Raw genomic sequence first — 25,983 nt, 5'->3', positions numbered from 1 at the left:
GAACATGCAGCATAAGATCCTTACCGATGATCAGCCCGAACTGATCATCGCCAGTTTTGTTCCCAAAATGTTGCGGGAAGCATTCAGCCAGTTGCCTGGCAGAATTCCGGGTGAATTACTGGGGGAAGAAGCTGCACTTTTATGGATCGATATCTGTGATTTTTCCCCTTTATCAAACCGGCTCTTACAGGATCATGAGAACGGGGTGGAACAGATCTCCACGATACTTAAAAACCATTACGATCCTGTCCTTGCGCTTATCAGGAAATTCGGGGGTCAGCCGGTTCTGTTTGCGGGTGATGGTGTGCTGGCAGCCTGGCCCTGCAGCCTGGGATCCTCTCGGGAGGCGGCTTTGCGGGCAACGGCCTGTGGAAATGCCATTCTCAAGTCTCCCGGTGCTACTGACGACAGGGGAGACCGACTGCGATTACATGTAGTGGCTGCCGCCGGTGCCTGCCAGTTGCTGGAGATCGCCGGTATGCATGGCCGATGGCATTATACGGTTATGGGGGATGCGCTGCGCGACCTCAGGTCATGCGCTGGCACAAGAAGGCCGGCAGAATTACTTGTATCGGCAAATGTGATGGAATCACTCCGGCATGATCATGAAATTGACGAAATAACCGGCAGTGCCGGCATCCTCAGAGTACAGCCGGGAAATGACCATTCTCATGACCCGGCGTCCATCCTGTTTGATGGCAATGCGAAAAAAACACTGGAACTTTTTATACCCTTACCGGTATCCTTTAACCTGGATGCCGCCCACCTGCAATGGATAGACGAATTAAGACCGGTTACTATAGTTTTTACCCAGCTCTATCATATTGATCCTGATACTGCGCTGGCATCACAGAGCATGCAAAAAGCAGTGAACTGTATTGCGCCTATACTTATCCGTCATAACGGCATTCTCAGCCAAACCTGGTTTGATGAAAAGGCCGCCAATATACTGATCGTATTTGGTCCGCCGCCCGCTGCGCACAAAGACAATCCACAGCGTGGTGTACTCACAGCCTTCCAGATCAAGGAGGTTCTGTCGGCTGCGGGATTTGATGCCTGCGTTGGTGTTGCCACAGGAAAAGCATTCTGTGGAATACTGGGAAATGATGATCTGCGACAATATACCGTCATAGGCGATGTGGTGAATTTCGCGGCCAGACTTGCACAGTTACAACTGGGACAGATCACTTGTGATGAGGCAACCATGAAGGCTACAAGGGATGATTTTTTCTATGCCGATCCACTGGTGCTTCCTATAAAAGGGCATGGTGATAAAGTTAAAGTATGGAATCCTGTTTCTATTGAAAGCAGGTCGGGCAATAAGATCGAGGGCCATCCCCTGGTAGGCAGGCACAAGGAAAAATTCTTGCTTGAAGAACTGTTCAATATGGCGATGAGCGGAGGCTCAGCAGCCCTTGCACTGATGGGTGAAAGTGGTTCCGGAAAATCGAGATTGCTATCCGATTTCAGGAGCAGGATGATAGGGCTTGAGGTGCAACAGTTTTCCGGCAGCGGCGACCCGGTTGAACAAACAACTCCTTATTATTCATGGCGATCTATCATTGGTAAAATGACAGGTACTGCCTCCATCATTGGCGAAGAGGCCATGCAGCAGAGAGTGAGTGAATACCTGGACGAAGAAATGAAAGAGAAAGCGGGTCTGCTGAATGCTGTGCTGGCGCTTGACATTAACGACAGTGACTTTATCCGCTCACTCACCACCCAGCAAAGGGAAGAAGAAACACGTAAGCTTTTATTGACCATACTGCAGAGAGCGGCTTCGGAGAAACCAATGGTACTGATCATTGATGATGCCCACTGGATGGATGAGGCCTCCTGGCAACTGGCATCTGCTGTTTCGCAACAGGTAAAGAACTGTTTACTGATCCTTGCCCTAGAACCTGGTCGAAGTCAGCAGGTAGAAAAGTTTCATCATGCGGGAGCCATCATACACATGCTGGAACCATTAACCGCCGAGGAACAGGAAGCACTTATTAAAGCAATACTTGCAGTAGACCATGTAGATTCTTCTGTTACCAATATAATCGCGCAGCTTTCAAAGGGAAGTCCGTTTTATTGTGTTGAGATAATCCAGGCACTTCATCACGAAGGTGCCATACTTATCAAGGATAAAACCTGTACTGCAACAAATGCAGGCTCGCTCGAGAACCTGCCCCTGCCTGAAACCATACAGGGCATGATCAGGATGCGACTCGATACTATTGAACAGGGACCTAAGCTTGCATTGAAGGTGGCTAGTGTTACCGGGATGCGATTTGCCACAGAATTGGTTCAGGATATCTTCCCGATAACGCAGGAAAAAACAATGGTGCCTGCTTTTCTGAAAGAGAACAACAGGGCCGGATTGATATTACATGAACGCATTGATGGTGGCAATGGATATTCATTTCATAACGGCATTACGCGTGAGGTTGCCTATGAAATGATACTCTCGGAGCAGAAGAAAAAATTACACCAAGAAATAGCCAACTGGTATGAAACAAATTTCCACCAGAACCTGAATGCGATCTATGCGCGATTAGCTTATCATTGGGAAAAAGCCGGCAACAATGCGAAAGCAGCGGATTATCTCGAGAAAGAATCCATCCATTTATTCAGCAATGGTTTTGCCCGGCAGTCGGTTGATGTAGGGTTGAAAGGAGTGGAGCTTCTGGGAGTGAAAATAGAAAGGGATCCGGCAGTAATTGGTCCCTCTATCGGCATGAACATGGGAAAGATAATGGCGCTTATGGGTGACAGGAAGCCTTCGGATCTTATCTCCCTTAAATCATTGGAAGACCCGGCAATTGACATGACCATATCGAAGCTGTTACGCATTGGGCCACTTGCCTTCCAGAGTCAGCAGATCGAACTCTTTGCGCTGATATCGGTGACCTGCCTGCGTATTACACTTGAGCATGGTAGTGGTAGTTCTGCCGCAGATGTATATTCTATGTACTCCCCGATCTACAGGGGCATGACGGGCGACAGGGCAGGGGCCTATGCATGGAGCCAGCTGGCACTGGATATGGACAAGAAAAATCAGCAGAGTTTATTTGCAAGGGTAGCATTCGTGCATACCTGGTTCCATAATCATTGGTCGCATCCATTCAATAACAGTCTTCCACTTTCTTTGGAGGCAGCGCAGCAGGGATTTGCATCCGGTGATATACTCTTTGCCTGTTTTAATTTATCGGGTCATGTTGTTTATATGACAGCCTGCGGAAGACCGCTGCAGGAGATCAAGGAGAAAGCGAGAGAGCATATGGAAATCAACCAGCGAAGAGTCATGAATGCAGCCTTTCACCTGATACTGGAACTTCAATTTGCAAAAGCTTTGGCGGGAGAAACAGAGCATCCGCTTTCATTGACAGACGAAGAATACAATGAAGCTACAGACCTCGCATCGATCTTCCAGACTGAGCTGGGCAACCAGATAGGCTATTACCTGGTGGCAAGGGTTAAACTGCATCTTCATAATAACGATTGGAAAGGCGCTCTGGATTGGGCAGAAAAAGCAATACCACTGCGGCCGGCAATTGAGGGACAAATTGCAGAAGTTGACCTGGTTCAATTTGAGACCCTTGCCGCGCTTACCGGATTATTGAATAATGGTTCATCGGCGGAGTTGATGGAGAAGAGCCTTGCAGGCATCAGCACCATGCGTCATTGGGCTGGTTTATGTTCCACCAATTTCGAACACAAAGCCCAATTACTGGAAGGAATACTGGCAGGTGCTACAGGAGATAAGATGCAGGCTGAAGAGAGGCTTAGAAGTGCACTGGCGTTGGCAGAAAAAGCATCCTTCCTGCATGATATTGCATTGATCCAGAAATACCGTCACCTGCTGTCTAACACTAACGGTGCAGCTTCTGGCAAAGAGGAAGAAATGAAAAATGCATATGAAAGATGGGGAGCCTCAGTACCCTCTTTGCAATAGAAGGGCATTAGCATGCATGTCGGGACCAATAGCCAGCAGCACCAGGCTATCATGCAAAAAATGCTCATGTTCGGTTGCCCATGCCAGATTAACCGGGATATTGGCAGGAGCCATATTGGCAAATGTTGCAATCGTATTGATGTATTGCGATGGACCAATAACCTTATTCCAGTTACCCATCAAAAATTCCGAAGCCTGGTGACTTATCAGGCATATATCTGATCCCTTCAGACCATGCTTTTCCATTAGAGCTGTTGCCGCCAGGGGCGTGGTATTCAAGCCGAATGTTTTAAATCCCTCTAAACCTTCATCTGTGATCTGGAAATAAGGTGCCGTCCATAGCTGCTGCTCTCTTAAATGCGGATCGTACCATGATACTGCTTCATTCTTAGTGAACATAGTACCATAATATTTTGAATCAGTAATAGTATTGTAATCTGTTACCGACCAGCAAGCTGCATCCTCACTCATACGCATAACCGCAGCGCCCGCACCGTCTGCGGCACTCACTGATTGCTGGGTGTGATAACTAACGTTTCGCGTCCAGCTGCCGCCCACACAAATCAATACATTTTTTACCCTTCCGGCTTTTAACAGCGAATCCGCAAAAAGAAGAGCTGCATTATAATGGCTGAATTCACAATTGGTAGGTATTACCCAGGTGGAGGATGGCAACCCCAGTTCCTTATGCAGGGCGTTCAGCTCATTGGGATTGGTATATTGTCCCATAGAGCCGGTACCTATTAATATATCAACATCTGCCGCAACAATACCAGCATGATCCATTGCTTTTTTTGAAGCATGTACCATAATGGAAACGAGTTCTTCTTCATCCTTGAGAACATGTCTTGTATGATAGCCGGTGAATAATTTTTCACTATCAGTGATATGCTTTTTCAGCCAGTCGAATATAGGATCATCGTTACGTCTGATAGATTCAGGTAGTGCATATCCCAGTCCGGTGATCCTTGGCAATAGCTTACCCATTGGTTAACCATTTAGGGGAGGTTAATTTGAAATGCTGCTGCAATACGATCTCTGCTGTTTGTAAGGCGCCTTCCACCCAGGTCTGGTTGGTTGAATAGGCCTCACCGCAAACATAGCAGGGGAAACTGTTTACCGGCTTTGTCATCTGCTGAAGTATCTCCCATGATTTATAACCCGAGTTCCAGAAATGAACTGCACCACCATAGGGATCATCCGACCAATCCACAAATGCTGCCTCCATAGGTTCGGGGGCATCTTTGATATTGTGCATTTCCATGATCTGGCGATGCATCTCTTCCACCATCTTACGGGGAGCAGTATGCGCATCCCAGTTATTGCGAAGCCGTTGAGCCCAATCATTTTTCTCGTCTTTCTGCGCATGGGGCATTTTTTTCCTTGTGAATATATTATTGGATGACGATTTACCTTTCATGCGTTTATTGCCGGGAAGAGACCAGTGGATGGCATTACCCGGACCAAGTGGCAGTCCCCGGAGTCCACCCCAGAATTCAGAACTGCTCATATCATTATAGGCCATCAGGAGTGCGTTTGTATTTTTAGGATCAGCGCCTGGCTGCCTTCCTTCCACACCCCAGTAATAACATTGTCTCACGGGTATGTCGGTCAATGACCTGCCCTGTGTAACGAAAGCTTTTTCCCACCAGGGTTCTTTATATGCGAGGAACATTTTATAAAGGTCAACCGGTTCCACGGCGTTCATCATATAACGAAACTGTGGGGCCTGTTCAGGATCGAGGACAGGTCCTTTGGGCAGGAGTAGTTCCAGTGACCGACGGGGCATCGCGAGAACGATGGCGCGGGCGTTGATAGTGAATGATGATTCACCATCCATAAATTGCAACGATACACCCTGGGAGCCATCTGATAAGGTAGTTGTATCAAAGTATTGCAACCAGTTGTTGAGATGCACTTCACCGCCGGCTGCTTCAAATTGTTGCTGGAGCGTCCACGGCACAGAATCATATCCCTGGTCGAACAGATAATATTTAACTTCTGGGGTAAAGTTGAAATATTCGGCAATTGAATTAACGGCGTTGGCATTCATACCAAGAGAATCATATCCAACAGTTGTTTTTGCGATCTGGTAAGCTTCTTCACTCATAACCTTTGCGAGGATATTCCAGAATCCGTGTTCATAGAGCGGAGTTCCATCGAGGGTAGCAGATTGGAGGAATTTCTCGAGCTTCTCACCACTGAGTTTTTTTACCTGGGGAAACAGCTGCTCCACGGCCCAGCCAATTAAATCGCTTGCAGTATTTCCCTGCTGCAGGAAGGCTCTTTCTTTATCGGATAATTTATAGGGAAGAAGATCAGGGTCAGACAGCTGGTAATTCCGCAAACGATGTCCCCTTGTATAAACAATATTGATAGGTTGGTCAACGGTTTGTTCATGTCGCGGGAGTTTAAGTTCATTCTCCACCAGGCTGGCAACAATTCGTTGGGATGAAACATAGCGCATACCACCGATCTCACAATTCATATTGGGGAAGCCGGGAGGTCGGGCAGTGAGCAGTCGCCCGCCAATACGGTCGCTGCCTTCAAACAACGCCACTTTAAGATTGCTGTTCTTACCCCGCCACTTTTTAAGCAGGGGAGAAGATTGCTGATCAGTTAGAAGTCTCCACGCAGTATATACTCCACCAACACCACCTCCAACTACAGCGATATCATATTCAGGGGTTGTATTTGTTTTTTTCTTCATGACGGTTGATTAACTGTAAAGTGGATTATAATATGGAGGAACACGGGTGGTATTAATATTGGCGACGATCACCTGGGGCTTCCTGCCTTTATTGGCAGCTTTCAATATTCTGGGAAGTAGCTTTTTCAATTCAGCGGTGCTGTTGATGGTGTAAGCATCTGCACCCAACCCTTCCGCGATCTTAGCAATATCAGGGTTGCCCAGTGAATACAATTTCTCCCAGATATCGGGGTCTTTTTTATCGGGGAAATATTGTTCCTGTCCCTGTGTTACCATATTAAGATTGTTATCGTTCAATACGATCCATATAGCCCCTGCATTGTACTGGCTGGCGGTTGATACTTCGCCGCTATGCATGAGGAATGCGCCGTCGCCTACAATACCGATACAAGTGGCGTTAGGGCGTCCGAATTTAGCCCCCAGCACGGCACCAACGCCAAATCCCATGGGACCCATTGCCAGTGCGCTGTGAATGGCCCATGGACTGCTTACTTCGAGATAATGTACACCCCAGCCAACGCAGTTACCGGCATCCAGGAAAATTTTGGTTTCAGCATCAGCGGGAAGGTTCTCCTGAAGGCAACGCATCAGGGCTGCGGGTTCGATAGGCTTCGCGTTTGAGTTATATTGAAGTGGTTCGGCGAAAGGAGAATATTTTTTCTTGATAGCAGAGAGTGCAGCCTTTCTCTTCTTCACTATTTCTTTATCGGGCGGGAAGGATGCCATCAGTTTTTCCATGTCCTGAATAAATGCACCTGCTTCACCAACAATACCCTGTGTAACAGGGAAAGCTCTTCCTATGCTTGCCTGGTCCATATCAACCTGGATGAATGGTCCTTTTTTCGGTACAAGAAGTGGAAGCCATTTGTTTGTTGCCAGTTCATTGAGGGAAGATCCGAGTACGAGAATGCCATCATAGGGATCCTGGCCCTCGCTGCCGCTAAGCCAGTAATAAGGCCAGAGGCAATCGGCGATGCCATACACGCGAAGGGAGAGGTGATGAGACTCGGGAAAGATTCCTTTCCCATCGGCTGTTGTCATGATGGGTATGCCGTAGCGTGAAGCAAATTTATCCAATGCTGGTAGCTGATCCATTAAGGCATTGCGGCAACCATTACCAAGTAATATAACGGGTCTTTTAGCACTGAGCAATGACTTCATTGCTTTTTTCACTTCATCGATGGGAGCACCTTTTGGTAAAGAGCGATAACTACTTGTATTGCCTAATAATTGAGGCTTTGCGATCTGTTCTGTTGTAACATTATTAGGCATACTGATATGCACGGCATTATGCGGAATGGAAAGTGCGTCACGAAGTGCCTGGCGTATGATGGTCTCGAGATTGCTGCTATCAGACACCATGGCGGTATAACCTATACTGGCTGCATAGATGCCGTTAATATTAAGTTTGGCGTCGGTACCTTCCTGGAGGTATCCCATCCCAAAATAGCTCTCATTTACTTCGCCTGTTACAAGTAGCAGGGCAGATCCGTCATTCTGTGCATTCATGACGCCGGTGAGTGCATTGGTGGCGCCGGGGCCGGTGGTGACCATTACCACGCCGAGTTTTCCTGTTGCGCGATGATATCCGTCGGCGATGTAGGCAGCACCTGTTTCATGTCGACAGATAATAAAATTGAAACGGTCACGATTGTCCTTGAACGCAGTTAGTAAATTGGCAAGCCCGCCACCGGGGATACCAAATACATGATCAACTTTTTCAAGGCTCAGGTAGTGAAGCAGGGCATCTGCTACGGTTACTGGGTTTGGCATAAATAAAAAAGGTCCGCAATTAGATGACGGACCGGTAGGGGTTTTATTACGTTATTGAATATACGTTTTTATAGGGATTAATAATTAAACCATCGATAGACTAAGTGTTTTATTGATTTTTCCTAAAAAAAACATTTAGTAATATTTCCATTTTCTAAAGTAAAAAATTAACTTTATTAGCAGCTCCAAAGTTTGATCCTTACCCGACCCGTTTCCTACCTACCGTTTCTTCTATGCGATTTTTGTTAAGGCAAACTATTTATATCTAATTAGCAGCCCGGGCACCTCCTGAAAACAATTGACAAAGTTCAATTCCTGATCCCGTCATACCACTAAACCTTTGAACATGAACTCCCATACAGTTCGGCCAGCACTACTATTGGCCGGGCACAAGAGTTGGGTACTTGTTGATCGTTCGCTTTTAGGTATTAGCTCTAAGCCCAACCTTGTCCCGTCCTTTCCTTATTATTTATGTCCCGCTAATGATTCAGGTCCGCCTGTTAGTTAATTATTCTATTCATTGACACTCTCTGAAACCAGGTATTCACCTGGTAAGGACCCTTTATTGTCTATATAAACCAATTATCATGAAAGAATTTTTAACGAACGCTGAAATTCGCGTCAAGCGAAACAAAGAAAACAGGAAGTATCTCTTTCCTGTTTTATTATCCCTTCAATTAATGCTATTATCAATCAGTTCCATTGGCCAGATCATATTTACTATTGATGGAAATCCAAGTGATTGGTTTACGCATTTAAGAAGTACTTCACCAAACATAATTGCCAAATCCTTCCAGCATGACCTCAATTCAGCTGGTGTTGATGTTTCTATTTTTACGGGAGGGGGTTCAAAAGATGATCTTCCAATGTCGGGATGGCTAAGTGGAGGAAATAGTACCCCCCCAAAAGATGATATTCTGAACGCTGGTTCAATGCTGGTAATCAATTCACCAACAGATAAAAAATTGCTTTTCTTTGGTGACCGCAAATCTGTTAGTGGTTCAGCACAAATCGGATTATGGTTCTTCCTGAGCCCGGTAAGAATTAACCCAACCACCAATAAATTTGAGAATGAAAATGGAGGGGCAGCTATACATACAGTTGGTGACCTTCTGGTTTTGTGTGAATTTACTAATGGAGGTGTTCAGGCTGATGTGGATGTTTATAAAGTGATTTCTGTATCTGCAAATGGAACACCAACTTTTCAATCTTTCCTTAATACATTGGGAACAGGTAAAACAAATGCGGCAGCGGTTACAGCACCAAACTCTATACCATTGAGTGCTGCAGACTGGCCATTTTTTATCCTTGATGCACAAGGAAATCAAGTGAGAACAGATTGGTATTATTCTACAGATAGCAAGGGTACAATTCTTACACAATACCCAGATAATGCATTTTATGAAGGTTATGTTGACCTGGCAGCAATGGAAGCAGCTGACCCTAATGCAAATTTCTGTTTTACAAATTTCCTGATGGAAACAAGAGCTTCCCATGAAATTAGTGCAACACTCAAAGACATGGTGTTCGGTAGTTTTGAAGTGGCTCCTAATACTCCTGAACAAACCGGTAATTCACGGTGTGGACCGGGTACTGTGCAGCTTACTGGTAATTGCAGTGGATTTGGAGATGCAACTGGTAAGTGGTATACTTTAAGCAATGGTGTGTATACATTAGTTCATACAGGTATGAATTTCACTACACCTTCTATTTCAACTACCACAACTTATTATTTCTCATGCACAAGAACTGATCTGGGTTGTGAGGGAGATAAGGAACCAATTGTTGCAACTATTAATGGAAATCCAACTATAACAGGAGATATAACCATTAAGTCTGGAATTACAGGTGGCTCACCAGCAACTGATTGTCCTGGTGGACTATATGATATGAACCAGAATATCACAAACACTGCTGACCTGGTTGCTTCGGGGGCAGGAACCAATGGAACATATATATGGTCTGCACTTACAACAGTATCAAACCCTGTAGACTATACATTATCACCACTCACTTCAACAAGTACTGGAAATGCAACTGCAACTTTCCCAATTGTAAACCCACCAAGTGAACTCTATCGTTTCAAGGTTATTGGTACTGATGCGAATGGATGCATTGGTGAGGATATTGTTTGCGTATCTCCAGGTGCAAGTTGTCCACAACCATGTAGTATTTCTGGACTCACTACGCCTTGTGAGAATACACAGAACATCACTTATTCATTGGCAGATGCGCTGGATCCATTGTTCACATATACATGGACTCTAAGAAATGCAGCTGACAATGGCCCTGCAACTAATGCAACCATTGATGGAGCAAATGTTGATGTTCAGTCAATAAATGTGGATGTAACAGATCCGGGATCATTTAAGATCAAAGTGACCTTACAAAGTAAAGGACCATATGGTCAGACTTGCCCAGGATGCACATACGATGTAACTGTTAACCCTGATCCTGAAGCAGATGCAGGAGCTAACCCTGCAAGCCAGTGCTATATTGCTGCCGGAAATACTTTCGCATTAAGCGGTACTGCTGCCAATGGAACAGTAGCATGGACAGTTGAAAGCAATCCTCAAGGCTGGCCAGCACCTACGTTTAGCAATTCAACCAGTGCCAGCACAAATGTAACAGTAGTAAGTGGTTCTGGTGGAGGCTATATGGATTTGCGTATGACTGTAACAAGCAGCTTCACAGCACCTGCTTGTCCTCCTGACTATGATATCGTTAGAGTTACTGTATTAGCCCAGGCTGCTAAGCCAGAAGTAGAACTGGTTCCAATTACCTGCCTTGATGTGACTTTCTCCATTAAGGTAACTAACCCTGTAGCGGGAACAACATATACTGCTACGCAGCCTCATAATGCGGCATACGATGAGGATTACACGTATCAGGGTAACCAAGGTGAAGAAGTTATTTTTACAGGATTAGCGCTTGGAAAGGGTTACAGCGTTATCGGAACCATAGGTAGCTGTGTTACTCAACCTGAAGCCTGTACTCCGGTATTGCCTGAAGGGGAAACCTTGCGGAGTGTTGCCGGCTCAACAACACAACGTGCAGAAAATTTCGATATAAAACTGCCTTCGAATACGAAAGTATCAGCAGCACCAAATCCATTCTCAGACAGAGTAAGGTTCAACCTGCAATCTGGGGTATCCGGAAGAGGTACATTGGAATTGTTTAATATGCTAGGACAAAAAGTTCATACTGTATTTGATGGATACGTGGAAGCAAACAAATCTTTCTATCGTGATTATCATGTGCCATCTTCACAAAGAACCAACCTGGTTTATGTGTTCAGAGTTGGTGATCAGCAAATAACAGGCAAACTTATTAACCTGCGTTAATTAGAAAGTTAGAATTAAAACAACAAAGAAAAAGGGTACTTCTCAGTACCCTTTTTTAAATTTATAATCCCATTACGTAAAGATCATTAGTCAGCTGTGGCAAATATTCATAGCCGATCCAGATATAACCATTATCACCCCAAGATGGTCCCCATGAGTTCAAGGCGAGAAAAGCTTTCTTGATATCATCATATCCACAGATAGCAACAGCATGTTTTGCATATGTAGGAGCTGCATAAGAATTCCAGACATATGTTGCACTTGCTTTTTCAAAATTCCCATCTATTGAAAAAGTCGCAATCATAGGATGTTTATTAACGATCAGTGTTTTTATACTGGTAAGATCATTTGATGCAACCCGACTATAGGAGTTGATCTTATAAGGTGCTGCTGCTGCCGTTTGTGATGCAGATGGTAATAAACTACAACCATTTGAAGATGAATAAGGCATGATATCCCAGGTAGGAACACCTGTATTTTTCAAAAACTCCAGTGTCATGATCACTGATGATCCAGCTGCACAACTGCCTTCCATTTTGACCTGGTTATAGACAAACTCGGGACTGAAAATATTCGTCGCATAACTATACGCACTGGCTGACGACTTATAATATTGTTCAGCTGAACGCATCCCATAAACCAAAGCAAAAGTCACACAATTTCCTTCTGGACCCTGGCTTCCGGCAGCGGGCATCTGTAAACGATAACTAACCGGCAAAGTAACAGGAGGTACTATAACGGGGGCGGTATCAGGGCAACCATCCGTATCTTCATAACCATTAATTGTTTCAGGGGAAGCAGGGCATGCATCTTTGAGATCATCAATTCCATCATTATCAGAATCTGGTATGGTATCGGGACAACCATCACCGTCTTGGTATCCATTAAATGTTTCCTTTTGTGTATCACATGCATCGGTGGTATCAGGAATTCCATCGCTATCTGAATCGGTTGATACTGGTGCTGGAGCAGTATCTGGACAACCATCCGTATCCTGGTATCCATTCATAGTTTCCTTAGAGGTGGGGCAACTATCAGATGAATCAGGTATTCCATCACCATCTGAGTCTTTGATTTTTCCACCGCCACCCCCTTTACCGGCAGGAGCAGCAATAATGCCCGACTGGCTAAAAATCAATTTTGGAACTTCTGCAATACGCTCCGGAGAATCTTCAATCACACCGCCAATGGTCAACCGCTGCTCAATCAAGCCACCATCAACCTGTTGATTTTCATTGTGGCCCATTTCCTTTTGACAAGCGGAAAAAATTAAAGCTCCGCATAAGAGAAGCAATAGCTCTCTTCTTAACGTAAAACGTTTCATCGGTTTTTCAAGTTTATTGGTTTCAATAATGTCTGCTGACCACAACCTTAAATCTTAACATTCATTACCTTATTTGCAGCAAATGCAAATACAGTAATGAACAATAGATGTTCTTAATTGATACCAACTTAGTTTAATGATATTACTTCCTCGTAAGTAAGGAATTGCATATTTCAAACAGGTACAGCTGGTACGAACTCACTAAACAACTTCAACACTATGCATTATGTCCTGTCTGATTAACTTTCTTCTACGATTCTTACTCCAACCAATAGAATTACCTATTGACAGATGTTTAATTGCTTTCAACACACCAAATTTAGTGCCAACGAAGTGATGTTCGACTATTATTTTTACCACATAATTTTCAAAAAATCACAATCACATGGTTATCAGCAAAGAATTGTTAACGAATCATTTTATAAATATCGCAAAATAAGGAAACAGAGCTGGAGATAGTCCAGCAATAAACTGCAGCCAATTGCCTAGATTGCCTATTCCGCAAGGAAAAGCTATATTAAAAGGTTATGCATTTTACGTTTTAAACTATTATATCATAATCCACCGATATGCTTAGGATTTTATTGATTTTTATTAAAAATATCTGTAGTAAAATTTCCATTTTCCTAAGGAAAAAATTAACTTTAATAACACTAATGAAGTTTGACCCTTACCCGACCCGTTTCCTACCAACCGCTTCTTCTATGTAATTTAATTAAGGCGATATTATTCGTCCTTTTATGGTTTAACATTCACTCGCACCTCCTGAAAACAATTGACAAAGTTCAATTCCTGATCCCGTCATACCACTAAACCTTTGAACATGAACTCCCATACAGTTCGGCCAGCATTCCTATTGGCCGGGCGCAAGGATTGGGTAATTGTTGATCGTTCTCTTTGTGATTTTGCTTTGAAACCCGACCTTGTCCCGACCGTTACCAGTACTTATTCACCCGTTTCTGACTCTGGACCTCCCAATTATTATCCATATAAATAATTGAGCTGTAGCCACCCATAAAGTGCGCAGCTTTAATCACCTGTTGATGAAGGTGATGGCAAGTTTTATTCCCCTTAAAACTCAAGATTATGGATACGAAATTTAACCTTATCGATGCTCTTACACCAAAGCTTTGCGGAAAGCCAGTAAGGAGCATTAGTACATGTTTCACACTTTTAATAATGCTTTGTCTGTTAAATATTCCAGGCGCAACTGGCCAGACGATTGATTTTAAACAGGCACAGAATGATTTGAATGGTGCCAAAACATTTGATATAGAATGGACAAATGGTATACTGAATGCCACGCATACTCAATACTATGAAGGATTTGGAATCCCCCAAAGATTGATGTTCACCAATTTAGCTGGCGGCACATACACTCTTAGATTCAAATTTCAAGCGGGTTTTTCAAAAGGCGGTAATAATGGAACTCATGCTTATGATTTCCTGATGTCTCACGAACAGGCAATCGCGGTTGCTGAAAATATTGGTGGAACGGTGAATGAACTTTCTAAATTGCTCACACAAGGATGTAGTGATAATATTGCGCCCTGTGCAACTCTGGCGGCAATAGCAGCACCCGATACCAGAATTGTAAGGCTTCAAGCCCCGGATATGCCTGCTTTATATTTGGGTGATAATGTGCAGGATGAAATTGATTGTTTTGAATCGATATATGGTGACAGGGAAATTGAAATCCGTGGAAATGCAGCCATAACTGACGCGGATATTGAATTTGATGGGTACACCGATGATTTTGCATATTTCACTGTAACCTGGACCTCAACTTCTTCACAAATCATGGTACGTTATGCAAGCAGGGCTGCAGTTGGTGAGGGTGAGTATTGTGGAGATCCTCTCGCACAATCAGGATATGGTGCCGGAAAAGGTGCTGGTTCAATTAGTGGAGGTAATTTCCATAACATTTTTGTTAGCTTAAATGGTGAGGGGCAGGAGATTTTAGGCGAACGCGATAATCAACTTATGGCTGGTGCAATAGAAATTGCTCCGCCACCACCACCATGTGGTTTTGATGGCCCAAGAAGGGCATGCCCCGAAACTGGTTCATTGGCATATACGGTTCCAAATGCAATCAGAGCAGCAGGTGCTACTTATGCCTGGACGATAATTCCTGGCAACCCTAGTGCAGGTGCTGTAATTGAAAATGGAACAGGCACACCTCCACTTACAAAATCAGGAGTGGATTTATATTCAATTAACGTCATTCCAGCTGGTACAGATTTCATTGCAGGTGGAACATTCCAGGTTAGATTGGATGTGACACGATTTGGACTTACAACTACTTGTTATCTGAGTGGTGAAGGTGAAAATGGAGGCGTGGTTTCGATTGTAAATATTGATGCAACTGCAAATCCCGAATCTCCAGCTGAAATAGACCTTAATTCAGCTAGTCCAACTTCCCAATTAGGTGTAACAGTATGGCCTGGAGTTGTAGGTGATTATACATTCTTATGGAGCCAGGATCCGCCAAGTGGAGGTTCACTGAGTGCAAATAATATATACAATCCTGTATTCACTGCAACAGAAACTGGTGATTACACATTTACTGTACAAGCAACGGATGAAGGACTAACTTGTGCCAGCTCAGTAATTGTAAGAGTTACATCAAGTTCACCAACTTGTCCGGAAATTTCAGGTACAGCAACAACATGTGCAAATACAACTGGATTAGTATTTTCTGTAACAGCTGATCCACCGGCAAACTTCAGTTACTCATGGTCAGTAAACAATGGAGCATCCATCCAGGGCTCAGCGCCGCATACAGGAAAATCTATTACTGTAGACGCAGGTGCAAGCAGTTTTACCGTAACACTTAACATGGTTCCGGATAATCCTTCTCAACCAACAATACCATGTACATACGAAGTAACTGTTAATCCGATCCCAACCTGTTCAATTGCAGGTGATGATGAGGTGTGCAGTGGTTCTACCGGTAATGTTTACACATCCACTGTGCTTCCGGCAGGTGGTACTGTAACCCATAGCTGGAGCATTTCCGGCAACGGTACAATCACCAGTGCTACAAATCTTGCATCCGTTACCGTAACAGCAGGAGCAGCAGGATCATTCACACTTCGTGATGATATAACAAGGGATGGTTGTCCATCATATTGTGAATACACTGTCACAGTAGATCCAATCCCAACTTGTTCAATTGCTGGATTAAATTCTGTTTGTGAAGCCACAACAGGATTAACCTATACTTCAACTGTTCTTCCTGCAGGTGGTACTGTAACTCATAGCTGGAGCATATCAGGTAATGGTACCATCACAAGTGCAACTAATCTTGCTTCTGTAACCGTAACTGCCGGTGCTATCGGTTCTTTCACATTAAGAGATGATATTACCAGAGATGGTTGTCCATCATATTGTGAATATACCGTTACGGTAAATAGTTGCGGCCATGGTTGCACACCAGGATACTGGAGAAATCATGCTGAACAATGGAATAGCACACTTGACCAGGTTGTACAACAAATGCCAGGAACGCTTGGTGTTCCGGGTGAAAAATTCATAACCAGTACGAGCTTCTATACGTATTTCAACATTAGTAAGCCAAATGGTTGGCCGAATACGCTTACTATGCTTGATGCAGTTAATATCGGCGGCGGCGGTTGTAAGGCACTTGCAAGAGCTGGTGTAGCCGCGTTGCTCAATGAAGCTGGTTTTGAAGACTATCCATATGCTGGAACATTTGCACAACTTTATACTGCAATAAGAAATGCATTGGTTAGTGGTAACTGTTCATCTCTTGCTTCTACTTTGGATGGTTATAACAATGCTAGTCATTCTCTTTGTGGAAGTCTGCGCGATGGCGATGCATTGATAACCAGATCTAACAATATTCCGTCAATTGGAGAAGGAGTGATTGCTGAATTATCAGTAAACGCATTTCCAAATCCATATAGTAATGAGATCAATTTCAGAATCGCTTCACCAACAGCAGGTAAGGCATCACTTGAAGTTTATGATCTTATTGGAAGGAGATTGGCCATTGTATTCCAGGGTAACATTGAAGCTAATAGCGTTAGAACTTTGAACTATAAAGTTCCATCAACAATGCGAGTTCCAATGATTTACAAACTGGCAATTGGTGATAAGTCCTTCAAGGGTGGTATTTTGCTAAGTACTGATAATAAGTAACTCTTTTTATTAACCAAAAAATAATGGCACCTGGTCTTCAGGTGCCATTTTCATTCTAATAATTCATTACATATAAATAATAAGAAGAGACGGTTGGCATGAAATCATAATCAATCCATGAATAACCGGCATCACCCCATCCACTACCCCATGAATTCACGATCTTGTAAGCATTTTTGGCATCATCATATCCCACAATTGCAACTGTGTGAGATCCGGAATTTCCAGCGGAAGTTTTCCAGATAAAGCCAGGTTTGGCATTATAAAAATTCTGATCAATCGTTAAAGAAACAATCACAGGATGGTTTTTTGCAATCATGGATTTTATTGCCTGCTCATCGGTTTCAATCAATTTTGAATAGGAGGAAATCTTAAATCCGGTGGCTTCACTTTTTGCTTGAGATGTGGGAGCAAGAGAACATCCATTTGAATAACTATAAGGCATTGATTGGAAAGTACAAACGCCGATACTTTTAATAAGATCAAGGGTAGAAACAACTGCTGAAGCGGCACAATTATTATTACTTACCTGGTTAAAGATAAACTCAGGACTAAATACATTTATTGCATCACTATAAGAGCTGCTACCACTACGATAGAATTGTTCAATTGATCTTGCATAATATCCAACGGCGAATGAAACACATGAACCTTCCGTTCCTTGTGTTCTCACAATGGGGGTTGCAAGTGTAAAACTTGTAGGATTATTTGTTGGGGGAGTAACAATTGGTTCAGGAACTGTATCCGGACAACCATCAGAATCATTATATCCATTAAAAGTTTCTGCTTGTGTAGGGCAAGCATCGGATGTATCCGGTATTCCATCACCATCGGAATCAGTTGGAGTAGGCGAAGGAACCACGTCAGGACAACCATCGGAATCCTGATAACCATTAACAGTTTCCTTTTGAGTTGGGCAAAGATCTGAATTATCAGGAATACCATCACCATCACTATCAACTGGTTTCTTGCCTTTAGTTCCACTGGGGGCTGCGAAAAGATCAGAATTTTTATAAGCGGAAGATATTATAAGCGGAACACGACCAACCAATTCCGGATCATCCTCTGCTACTCCACTTAACTTCGGGTCAATGCCTGAAACTTCAGTTTCATTTCCAAATGTTTCAGGACTCACTTCTTTCTGACAGGCGGTCCATAACATGGCACTACTCACTAAGAGCAATAGCTCTCTTCTTAACGTAAAACGTTTCATCGGTTTTTCAAGTTTATTGGTTTCAATAATGTCTGCTGACCACAACCTTACATTCTATCGGCCATTACTTATATGCAGAGCATGCAAATAAATAATGAACAATAGAGTTCTTAATTGATACCAACTTCGTTTAATGATATTTCTTCCTTGTAAGTAAGGAATTGCATATTTCAAACAGGTACAGCTGGTACGAACTCACTAAACAACTTCAACACTATGCCTTATGTCCTGTCTGATTAACTTTCTTCTACGATTCTGACTCCAACCAATAGATTTACCTATTGACAGATGTTTAATTGCTTTCAACGCACCAAAATTAGTGCCAAGGAGAACATACTGGGATATTATTTTTACCACATGATATCCAGAAAATCACAATCATGTGATTATCAGCAAAGAAATGTTAACGACTCATTTTTAGAAATCTTAAAATCAGGAACACGGAAGCAAGTGATAGTCCCACAATAAAGCCGAGCCACATACCGGCAGCACCCATTCCGCCCTGAAAAGCGAAGAAATATCCAACCGGAATACCAACCACCCAATATGAAATGGCAACAAAAATAGTGGGCAGTTTAACATCCTTAATACCTCTCAGTAAACCTGCACCAATTGCCTGCGTACTGTCAGAAATCTGAAAAATAGCGGCATAGAGAAGGAGGGAAGCTGCTAACAGTACCACTTCCTCATTCTTATTGAATAATACTGGTAATTGGTGACGGAAGATGGTAAAACAAATAGCACAAAAAATACCGTAAAGAAGGGCTGTAATAAGTGTACTCTTTCCTATCAGGGAAATCTGGTTTCGGTCTTTACGTCCAAATGCATTGCTTACCCGAATAGAACCTGCCTGCGACAAACCCATTGACACCATAAAAGTAAAAGATGCACAACTCAGCGCAATCTGGTGTGATGCCTGTGCTACGGCACCGATGGTTCCTATAATTAGTCCGGATACGGCAAATGCACCCGCTTCCATACCAATCTGAAGACTGCTGGGAATCCCAATATGCAGCAATTCACCCATGGTACGCCAGCGGAGCTTCCATTGCTTTTGCCGAACGGCCACATATCGCCAGAAGGTTTTATGATTGAGTATTATAGCACCAAGAACTATAAATATCAGGGATCTTGTAATGAGCGTCGCCCATCCCGCCCCAACTAATTCCAGGCGTGGAAAACCCAGGTTTCCATAGATCAACAGCCAGTTCAGGAATATATTAATTGGCATACCTGCGAGGGAAAGCAACATGGCAGTTCGGGTAAATTCCAATCCATCCGTGAATTGTTTCAATGTCATGAAAAGTAGCATGGGAATAATGGATATGCTCATCAACTCCATAAAGGGCAGTGCAAGCTCAACTACATCGGGATCCTGCCTGAGGTGATAAAGGATCGGTTTTCCCAAAACCAGTATGACAGAGATTATCAGCGCGGTTGCGGTGCATAGCAGGAAACCGTTGAACAGGTAGTGCGATACCTGTTGTGTGTCTTTGCGGCCATGGGCCATTGATACCATTTGGGAAACAGATATGGTCATGCCAATGCCGATCACAAACGGGATATTCATAGCATTAAGTACAAGTGCGGCTGCCGCAAGATGTTTATAACTGATTGCGCCCACCATGGCAGCATCAATGATATGCAGTGCCATTTGGGCAAGCTCCCCGATTATTATGGGAAGGGCCAGTTTTATCGTACTATTCGCCTCTTTTCGTAACATGCCATCAGTAATTCTACGGCGCAAATTACCTATTTGATTTTCAATTACTTACTGGAGCCAGACAATTTTTTCGGGTAGTACACTAAAGCTCTCCTGACCTGCGTTCTTGAACAGATCCTAATGGTTTCTATTTAGTAAACTAATTTAATCGTAAAGCCTATGAAACTTAAATCTACCCTCATTTTCACTTCATTTTTATTATCACTGATCTTACTGATTCCCACTGCTGAATTAACGGCCCAGTGCAGCAATGCACCGAATTTCTCGATGAAGAATCCCAAAAAAGTAAAGGGCTTGCCAAGCAGTACCAAGATCGGCGATCAATGGATTTTTGCTTCAGCCGCACCTGGTATTGACGTGTATATTGAGATACTGGTTATGAAAAATGCTACCATTTCACTGGCACAGATGGATGCATCAAAATCTGCAGCGGGACAAGGTTATGATGATGCCTGGCAACCTTATGTGAGTCATAATCATAAAGGCAATGACACATCCTATCTTGAATGGAAGATCTTCTTCAAAAAGGCGGGAACCCAAACAGATACGGTGTTACCCTGTTTGGCGGTAACGGCAGTTGATGTTGATGGCGACAGTAATGGATTGAAAGAATTCATTGAAGCGGGTACGCCCGGCGGTTATGCCATCCAGACACCTACAACACTGACAGTTTCTTTTGATGGTATCCGAAGTAAGGCAATTGGAAAAGTCAATACTATCAACCTGATCGATTCGTCTCGTAGGGAAGCGATGTTCCAGATGAATTTTGTGAATGTTTCCAGTATAGTATACAGGAATGGCGCAATTGCTTCAGGCAGTACAAACCAAACCAGGCATACATCAATATTCTTCAGGCCCTTTTTTATGAACCAACTGGTGATATTGCCAATTAAACTGCTCGACTTTACAGCAAGGGAAACCAATGGATTCATTACAATCGACTGGTTGGTGGATGAAGAGAATGAGCCGGTTGAATATACTGTTCAGCGAAGTGCAGATATGGAGAATTGGCAACCTGTTGAAAAGATCCGTGGCAATCATCAGGCAAGGGGAAAGAAAAAATACCAGGTAATCGATAAACAAGCGGCACAAGGAAAAAAATTCTACCGCCTAAAACAAACGGATGAGCAGGGAAGGATTAGTTACTCAAAATCTGTTACAGTGAACGGTGTTTCGGAAGCTCTTTTTAAAGTTAACCAGCTTCTCATTGCAAACAACCGTCTTGAAGCCCAGGTATACCAGGGAGGAGAAAAGGATATAACTATTACCGTTCATTCACTTAATGGAATGCTTGCGGGAAGTAAAAATTTCCAATTGAAGAATCCAAATAATAGTGTGCTGTTGGATATAAAGCAGTCATCAAATAAAATCTATGTTGTGACCATTCGCAACTTTGATGGTGAGGTATTATACCAGTCAAAGATTTACGGATATTAATAGAAGGCATCATGGCTAACTGCCATGATGCTTTTTGTATTACTTTCGGGGGATCAAATTTGCATGAAGTTCGAACAATACAATATATCCCCTGATATAAAAGAAAGCCTTGCTGAACTTGGTTTTAAGCGGCCAACGGATATACAGTACAAGGCAATTCCGTCCATCCTGAAAGGCGAGGATGTTCTGGCAATTGCCCAAACAGGCACTGGAAAAACAGCTGCTTTTGCCATTCCGGTATTACATATTATCCAGCAGCAGCTGGAGCGTAAAAGACCCCAGCATCTTTTGAGGTGTCTGGTTATGGTTCCCACCCGGGAACTGGCCATCCAGATTGCGGGTGTCTTTGAACAAATAGGCCAGTATACGGATGTGAAAATACTTGGACTTGTTGGCGGCGTTGAACAGGAAACACAGATCAAGGCCTTGAAAAGAGGTGTTGATGTTCTGATTGCAACGCCTGGTAGAATGTTTGATCTGTTACACCAGCAATTTATTGATCTTAGTTCTGTGCAGATTCTGGTGCTGGATGAAGCCGACCATATGCTTGACCTGGGATTCAATAAAGATATCGCTGACGTGAAAAGGAAACTTCCCCGTCAGCACCAAACACTATTTTTCTCCGCAACTATCGACCTTAAGATAAAAGACCTTGCCTATGCAATGGTTCGAAATCCCATACGCATACAGGTATCACCACAGGACCCTGTTTCAAAAAATGTAGAACATGCTTTTGCCTGGGTGGAGATGGATGACAAACGATTCTTCCTGGAAAGACTGGTAAAGGAGCTGCCCGATGCAAAGATCCTTGTTTTTGTGCGCACTAAAGTAAGAGCGGAGCGGGTGGAAGCTGCCATGAAAAGAGTAGACATCGAAAGCCTCGTGATGCATGGCGGCAAGGAACAGGACAATCGGCTGGAAGTGATGGAAAAGTTCCGTAGCGGGGGTGTGAAACTTTTGATAACAACTGATGTAAATGCCCGTGGCATCGATATACCGGATGTTGATTATGTGGTTAATTACGACCTGCCTGACGTGCCGGAAAACTATGTTCATCGCATTGGAAGAACGGGCAGGGGAGTAAAAAAAGGGCAGGCAGTATCTTTTTGCAGTAAGGAGGAAAAAGAATTACTGGAAGCCATACAGGCTTATATAGGTAAAGATATCAGGGAGATGACCATTGACAAAAATGCCTATCGCGAAACCATCGCATTCTCAGAAGAAACCCCGCACGATAACTGGCGCGCATTACTTGAAGAAGGTAATAAAGCAGCCGCTGCAGCACAAAAAAAGAAAAAGAAGAAGAAATAAAAGACCCAATATGAAACAACTGCTGATCGCTATTCTTTGTTTGTCGCATTATCTTTTAGCAGGCCAGACCGTTACAAAAATTACCGACCCGGTTGATTGGGTAAACCCATTGATGGGTACTGACTCCAAACCCAGCCTGTCTAACGGTAATACATACCCTGCGATCTGTGTTCCATGGGGAATGAATTTCTGGACGCCCCAAACCGGCAAGATGGGTGATGGTTGGGCCTACCAGTATAGCGCCGACAAGATCAGGGGTTTCAAGCAAACGCACCAGCCTTCGCCCTGGATGAATGACTATGGACAATTCTCCATAATGCCCGTCACAAAAAAAATAGCATTTCGTGAAAATGACCGGGCCAGTTGGTTTTCCCACAAAAGCGAAATTGCCAAGCCATATTATTATAGTGTTTATCTCGCAGATGCAGATGTTACTACTGAAATAACACCAACAGAACGTGCCGCACAATTCAGGTTCACCTTCCCCCGAACTGATAGCGCTTTCATTGTTGTTGATGCCTTTGATAAGGGCTCATCCATAAAGATCATTCCTTCGGAGAGAAAGATCATTGGCTATACAACGCGCAATAGTGGCGGGGTGCCGGCGAATTTTAAAAATTATTTTATCTTATATTTCAACAAGCCATTTTCAGTTGCGCATACCTGGAATAATGATCGTATAAGCAGAGACACACTCGAGGTGACGGCAGATCATGTAGGAGCAATCGTGGGATTTTCTACCAATAAAGGAGAAAAGATAACAGTCAGGACCGCATCTTCTTTTATTAGTGAGCAGCAGGCGGAATTGAATTTACAGCAGGAAGTTGGTAATGACAGTTTCGATGCCACGCTTTCAAAAGCAAAGCTAACCTGGAATAAATTACTAAGTCGTGTCAAACCCACTGGTGGTACCATTGAACAAACACGTACTTTTTATTCATGCCTTTATAGAACGGTACAGTTCCCGCAGAAACATTATGAAATTGATGGGCAGGGTAAGACTATACATTACAGTCCATATACAGGCAAAATTCATCCGGGCTATTTTTATGCTGGCACCGGTTTCTGGGATACATTCCGTGCTTTATACCCGCTGTTGAATCTGTTATTCCCATCCATAAACAAAGAGATGCAGGAAGGCCTGGTTAACGCTTATAAGGAAGGTGGATTTCTTCCTGAATGGTCTAGTCCCGGTTTTCGGGATGTTATGGTAGGCAATAATTCGGCATCAGTGGTGGCGGATGCATGGATCAAGGGATTAAGGGGTTATGATATTAATAACTTATTTGAGGCGCTCGTTAAAGGAGCAAATAATGAAGGGCCATTATCGGCTGTCGGAAGAAAAGGAGTGGAGTATTATAACACCCTGGGTTATGTGCCTTATGATGTAAAGATCAATGAGAATGCAGCCCGCACTTTAGAATATGCATACGATGATTTTGCCATCTGGCAACTTGCCAAAGCATTGAAAAGGCCACAATCGGAAATAGATCTGTTTGCCAAACGTTGCCAGAATTACCGTAACCTTTTTGATTCACAGAGTAAACTGATGCGGGGCCGCAATAAGGACGGCAGTTTTCAGCAACCATTTAACCCTTTCAAGTGGGGAGATGCATTTACTGAAGGCAACAGCTGGCATTACAGCTGGAGTGTATTCCATGATATGGCTGGCCTGATTAACCTCATGGGTGGCAAAGAAAGTTTCATAGGTATGCTGGATTCCGTTTTCCATATGCCACCCATTTTTGATGAGAGTTATTATGGATCAGTGATCCATGAAATCAGGGAGATGCAGATCATGAATATGGGTCAATATGCGCATGGCAACCAACCCATACAGCATATGCTTTATTTATATAATTATGCCGGACAACCATGGAAAAGCCAGTACCGTATAAGGGATGCCATGGAAAAACTATATAAGCCAACACCTGATGGTTATTGTGGCGATGAAGATAATGGCCAGACTTCAGCCTGGTATATATTCAGTGCAATGGGATTTTATCCGGTGTGCCCGGGTACCAACGAGTATGTAATTGGTACACCACTATTTCCCTCTTTAGATATAATGCTGGAGAATGGCAAAAAGTTAACATTAAAGGCACCGGCTAATAATGATACAAATATTTATATCAGGCAGATCCTTGTTAACGGGAAAGCACACATGAAAAACTGGTTCTCGCATGAACAGCTTCAGAATGGTGGCGAAGTTTTGTATCAAATGGCTCCTGAACCAAATAAGGAAAGAGGTTCAAAACCGTCTGCCTTTCCTTATTCATTTTCAGATGATCAATCGAAGAGTCGGGAGAAATGAGAAGCGAGGTGGTTACGCATTCCATTACGGAACATTTCAGGGTTGCCATTTTCGAGGATATCGACAAGACCTTTATGTGATACAAACTTTTTAGGTGTAAGTTGTTTTTTCAGCAAACCGCTATGGTGAACATAATCAAAAACGGGAAGTAATAAGCGCTGAAATTTTTTCATTGTGCTATTGCCGGTTATCTCATAAAGTTTTCCATGAAACTTAATTTCGTGTTCGATATTGAAAAGATGCATATGTGCCGAATCAGGTTCGTTGGCCACTATTTTTCGAAGTTCTGCAATATCGGCAGGGGTTATGCGCTGGAATATGAAATCAGCCATCCCTATTTCCAGTACCAATCGCAGTTCAAACATTTCTTTGAGTGTATCCTGATCGAGTATATGGGGGTTCATACTCTTACTCATCACTCCAAACAGATCTGGACTGGTGATCACTGACCCCTTTTTCTTCTTTGACTCAATCAGTCCCATTACCCTTAATCTCAATAAGGCCTCCCTTATAACAGTTCTGCTCACACCGAGGCGCTCGGCCAGCTCAATTTCCTTGGGAATGGCATCACCCACCTTAAGTTTCCTGTCCTGTAACAGCTGAACGAGTTTCGCTTCCACCTTATCCACAAGTGAACTGGTATCTACTGTTTTAAAATTATTTATTAAAGCCTTGATAGCCATTGTGTTTATTATTCTGTAAAAATAGCCTATTCAGTTTTTTCCCCGCT

The 25,983-nt window shown here is 43.4% G+C and carries 13 protein-coding genes; 6 read left to right on the top strand and 7 right to left on the bottom strand.

All coding sequences use genetic code 11. The annotated features are described in order from the left end of the window. The first annotated feature begins 4 nt into the window (after window positions 1–4). On the top strand, window positions 5–3,940 hold the full coding sequence (locus V6M43_RS11055) for an AAA family ATPase (protein WP_332735207.1): 3,936 nt from the start codon (window positions 5–7) through the stop codon (window positions 3,938–3,940). Here the strand turns inward: V6M43_RS11055 and V6M43_RS11050 are convergent. From V6M43_RS11050 to V6M43_RS11040, 3 genes are read right to left on the bottom strand one after another with little or no spacing between them, the layout of a single operon-like run. Continuing rightward, window positions 3,920–4,927: a 3-oxoacyl-ACP synthase III family protein gene (locus V6M43_RS11050; protein ID WP_332735205.1), complete on the bottom strand. Its 1,008-nt coding sequence runs from the start codon at window positions 4,925–4,927 to the stop codon at window positions 3,920–3,922. The genes V6M43_RS11055 and V6M43_RS11050 overlap by 21 nt on opposite strands. After that, on the bottom strand, window positions 4,920–6,650 hold the full coding sequence (locus V6M43_RS11045) for a flavin monoamine oxidase family protein (RefSeq protein ID WP_332735203.1): 1,731 nt from the start codon (window positions 6,648–6,650) through the stop codon (window positions 4,920–4,922). Before V6M43_RS11045 ends, V6M43_RS11050 begins: the two co-directional genes overlap by 8 nt. A 9-nt stretch (window positions 6,651–6,659) precedes the next feature. Then, complete coding sequence (locus tag V6M43_RS11040; protein ID WP_332735201.1) at window positions 6,660–8,423, bottom strand: thiamine pyrophosphate-binding protein; 1,764 nt, start codon at window positions 8,421–8,423, stop codon at window positions 6,660–6,662. A gap of 587 nt (window positions 8,424–9,010) precedes the next feature. On the opposite strand from V6M43_RS11040, the gene V6M43_RS11035 reads away from it, so the two are divergent. Beyond that, complete coding sequence (locus tag V6M43_RS11035) at window positions 9,011–11,767, top strand: Ig-like domain-containing protein (protein ID WP_332735199.1); 2,757 nt, start codon at window positions 9,011–9,013, stop codon at window positions 11,765–11,767. 61 nt (window positions 11,768–11,828) lie between these two features. On the opposite strand, the gene V6M43_RS11030 is transcribed toward V6M43_RS11035, so the two are convergent. Further along, window positions 11,829–13,091, bottom strand: a complete 1,263-nt coding sequence (locus V6M43_RS11030) for a C1 family peptidase (RefSeq protein WP_332735197.1) — start codon at window positions 13,089–13,091, stop codon at window positions 11,829–11,831. A 1,086-nt stretch (window positions 13,092–14,177) separates the two neighbouring features. On the opposite strand from V6M43_RS11030, the gene V6M43_RS11025 reads away from it, so the two are divergent. Beyond that, a complete protein-coding gene (locus tag V6M43_RS11025; RefSeq protein ID WP_332735195.1) occupies window positions 14,178–17,255 on the top strand; it encodes a hypothetical protein in 3,078 nt (1,025 codons plus the stop codon). 55 nt (window positions 17,256–17,310) lie between these two features. On the opposite strand, the gene V6M43_RS11020 is transcribed toward V6M43_RS11025, so the two are convergent. Both V6M43_RS11020 and V6M43_RS11015 read right to left on the bottom strand, forming a co-directional pair. Next, window positions 17,311–18,468, bottom strand: coding sequence for a C1 family peptidase (locus tag V6M43_RS11020; RefSeq protein ID WP_332735194.1), 1,158 nt, complete (start codon window positions 18,466–18,468; stop codon window positions 17,311–17,313). Between the two features lie 403 nt (window positions 18,469–18,871). Next, window positions 18,872–20,215 carry an MATE family efflux transporter gene (locus V6M43_RS11015; protein WP_332735191.1) on the bottom strand — a complete coding sequence of 448 codons (1,344 nt, stop codon included), beginning with the start codon at window positions 20,213–20,215 and terminating at the stop codon, window positions 18,872–18,874. 135 nt (window positions 20,216–20,350) lie between these two features. On the opposite strand from V6M43_RS11015, the gene V6M43_RS11010 reads away from it, so the two are divergent. From V6M43_RS11010 to V6M43_RS11000, 3 genes are all read left to right on the top strand, one after another. Beyond that, a complete protein-coding gene (locus tag V6M43_RS11010) occupies window positions 20,351–21,628 on the top strand; it encodes a hypothetical protein (RefSeq protein ID WP_332735189.1) in 1,278 nt (425 codons plus the stop codon). Between the two features lie 63 nt (window positions 21,629–21,691). Beyond that, the gene (locus V6M43_RS11005) at window positions 21,692–22,939 is read left to right on the top strand and encodes a DEAD/DEAH box helicase (protein WP_332735187.1); all 1,248 of its coding nucleotides are present in this window, start codon (window positions 21,692–21,694) and stop codon (window positions 22,937–22,939) included. Between the two features lie 10 nt (window positions 22,940–22,949). After that, entirely contained in the window at window positions 22,950–25,253 is a 2,304-nt protein-coding gene (locus tag V6M43_RS11000) for a GH92 family glycosyl hydrolase (RefSeq protein ID WP_332735185.1), read from the top strand. Here V6M43_RS11000 and V6M43_RS10995 read toward each other — a convergent pair. Next, a complete protein-coding gene (locus V6M43_RS10995; RefSeq protein WP_332735184.1) occupies window positions 25,229–25,936 on the bottom strand; it encodes a FadR/GntR family transcriptional regulator in 708 nt (235 codons plus the stop codon). The genes V6M43_RS11000 and V6M43_RS10995 overlap by 25 nt on opposite strands. Between the last annotated feature and the right edge of the window lie 47 nt (window positions 25,937–25,983).

Source organism: Flavihumibacter sp. (assembly GCF_036676075.1).
Classification (GTDB): Bacteria; Bacteroidota; Bacteroidia; order Chitinophagales; family Chitinophagaceae; genus Flavihumibacter.
Note: the sequence above shows the minus strand (reverse complement) of the source record. Positions and strands in the feature narration are given on the sequence as shown.